Source organism: Herpetosiphonaceae bacterium (genome assembly GCA_036374795.1).
Lineage (GTDB): Bacteria > Chloroflexota > Chloroflexia > Chloroflexales > Kallotenuaceae > LB3-1.
This window is the reverse complement of the sequence record DASUTC010000257.1, coordinates 1-2661: the sequence shown is the minus strand read 5'-3', so window position 1 is coordinate 2661 and position 2661 is coordinate 1. Positions and strand designations below refer to the sequence as shown.

Annotated in this window: 3 protein-coding genes; all 3 read right to left on the bottom strand. The window is 66.0% G+C overall.

Annotation, left to right across the window (positions count from 1 at the left end; translation table 11 throughout):
* Positions 1-6: 6 nt before the first annotated feature.
* Positions 7-552 (bottom strand): hypothetical protein, encoded by a 546-nt coding sequence (locus VFZ66_19005; protein HEX6291280.1) that lies wholly within the window; start codon positions 550-552, stop codon positions 7-9.
* 415 nt (positions 553-967) lie between these two features.
* Complete coding sequence (locus VFZ66_19000; protein ID HEX6291279.1) at positions 968-1690, bottom strand: hypothetical protein; 723 nt, start codon at positions 1688-1690, stop codon at positions 968-970.
* Between the two features lie 3 nt (positions 1691-1693).
* Positions 1694-2661: hypothetical protein (locus VFZ66_18995; protein ID HEX6291278.1), on the bottom strand; the 968-nt coding region annotated here is incomplete at its 5' end.

The following is a 2661-nucleotide window of genomic DNA, read 5'->3' as shown; positions in this document are numbered from 1 at the left end:
TGGCTGCTATTCCTCGGCGTGATCGAGCGGTACGACGATCCCGCGCGGCGCGGACGGACGCGCCGGATCGGTGTGCGGCAGCGGCGTGGGATCGGTGAGCACCGCAAGCTGGTCGATCAGCAGGATCTCGCTCGCCGTGGCGCGCGTGTCTTCGTCGTCGACGATTGCCCACAACGTGATGCTGGTGCCGTTACACTCGATAGAGACGGGATCGAGATCTTGCGCTTCGGCCTCGTCAAGCGCCGCGTCGAGCGCGTCGGTCCATTCCACTACCACCGCCGGATAGGTGTCCAGCGCGCTGAGCGCGGAACTGAGGATCGCTTCAATCGCGGTGGTTCGGTGAAATGGCGTGCCGTACCACTGCTCGCGGGTCACGAAGCTGACCGGACAGATCGTATTCGCCTGCTGCCAGGCGTGGTGCAGCTGGCGGACGGCGGCGACCGTTTCGTCGTCGAGCGTCAGCGCCCAATAGATCGGCTGGGCCGGGGTTGCTTCCGTACTGAAGGGGGCGCGCGTGATCAGCACGTGCGTCGGGCGATGGTTCGTGTTCATGGTGGGCCTCGTCGTCAGATTGATAGAACAGACTCAACGCCTGCACGCCGGGGAGTGCGGAGACACGGCGCGCAGGGAATGTACGTGCCACGGCGTACCCGCCGCGGGTGGCCTCCAACCGCGTGGTTGCCAGGGTCCGCCGCGTGGTTGTGCGAGCTATGGCCCGGCGGTCGCGCGGTGCCCATTCCATCCGGGACGCTGCGGCTCGGTGTCAAGCGCACGCAGTGGGTGGTGCCGCGGGGCCGAGCCGTATGTGCGGTTCTACGCAGGGTTCGTTGCGCAGAAGGGGTGGGTGTCCCGCCGTCGCGCTGGAGCGCGACGGCGATGGGCGCTCCCGGCCACATGGTACGTCGTTTGTGCTGCGTCAGCGCGGCACCTTAACCCTGGAGTTGATAGCCATCGTCGGTGGCTCGGATCATCGTCGTGAACCGGAGCCGGGATCGCTGTCGCGACGGCCAGCATCTGCGGCGGCGAGGTGTTCCACCGCGCAGGACCAGCCGCCCTGATCGGCTGCTCCGACAGCGACCACCTTGACCGTGCTACCTGGACCCGAAAGGATCTGCCCGACGAGCGGCGGGAGCTTCGGCAGATGCGGCCTACCGCCGGTGGCAAGCCAGCGAAGGAGCATGCGATCCCGGTACGCGGTCGCAACGGATTGCGCATACTCCAGGCGTTCATCCCACGCGGGAGTCGTTCTCAGGATCTCGATCAGCCCATCATTAAACGTATCCCCGGCAGGGTGCTCATCGCGGATTTCACACAAGACATAGGCCAGGTCCAGGATCGGCATGTGTCGAGCGGCCTCAACACAGGGATCGAGGTCGATGAAGTGATCGGCAGACACGCTGGTGACATCGGTGTAGCCGTCGGCACCAAGCCCCGCGATGGTGGCGGTGAGGGTTTCCCACACATCCTCGGCGGTGAGTGGTGGCACCGGGGCCGCGTCCGCTGGAAGCAAGGCCCGATAGTGGTCCAGCAGCGGCAGGTGCTCCCTGGCGACCTGGACCGCAGAGGTAGCGTCGGACACCTTCTGGATGCCGACCCAGGCGGCGTCCTGCATCACCTGAGACGCCAGCTTCCAGGCATACGGCTCCGTTACGATCACGGCATAGATGGTTATATTGAGCGGGATGAACATCCTTCAACCTCTCGGCGTCTGCGGGTAGGGGGATGAGGCAGCACGCTCGGCGGTGTGCTGCTCGATCCAGTCAAAGAACGAGGCGAGGTCCCCAGCCGTGGCATCGGGAGCCGTCGCGGTCGGTTGGTCTGGCTGCTTTATTATGTCAACACTATACCCTGGCCGCTGCGTGGTCGACGCACGGGCCGCGCCCTGCCGATCCGCTCGCTGGTCGGTGCCGGAGCGTCCGGCAGGGCGCGGCCCCCGGTCTGGATCATCGGTCGGAGCAGTGTTCTGTTCGCGGCCTTCACCACGCGGTTGACTGCGCTGGTCGCCACGCGGTTCACTGCGTTGCTCACCACGCTGGTCGCCACGCTGATCGCCACGCTGGTCGCCGCGCTGCTCACTGCGCTGCTCGGCTGGGCGTCCCGCGTGCCGCTGCGCAGGCGTGGGTCGCGGCTCATGGCGCTCGCCGCGCGGCTCGCCCCGATCGCGCTGTGCCGACTCCTCGCGGCGGCGCGTGGTCGGTCCATCACCGCCGGCTTCAGGGCTTTGCAACTGCTTGCGTGAACCACCACCGGGGCCGCTGGTCGGTGGGCCGGGATCATGCTTGTCGTCGGTGATCGCCCCTGTAACAACGTCGATATAGCCCTGGATTTGTTCCTGCTCGTTCAGCGGGACATACGGAATCCGCGTTGAGCTTACCGCGTGAACACTCTCGACGATCTCACGCAACGTATCGTTGATGCCATACACCAGCCCGCGCACCACGTTGGCGAGTTCATCCCGCTCGGCAGGGGTCAGGTTCGAGAAGCCGATCAGGGCTTTCTCCTGTGCGCGCAGCAGCGTATTGCGCAGGATGGCGATGTGCGCTTTCGTTTGCACCTCGTAGCGCGTGACGAGGTGCGCCTGGCGGATGACCTCGATCGCCTCGGCGGTCGAGACCTGCGACACCAGCAGACCGGGCAACACGAAGAAGCCGATGATGCTCA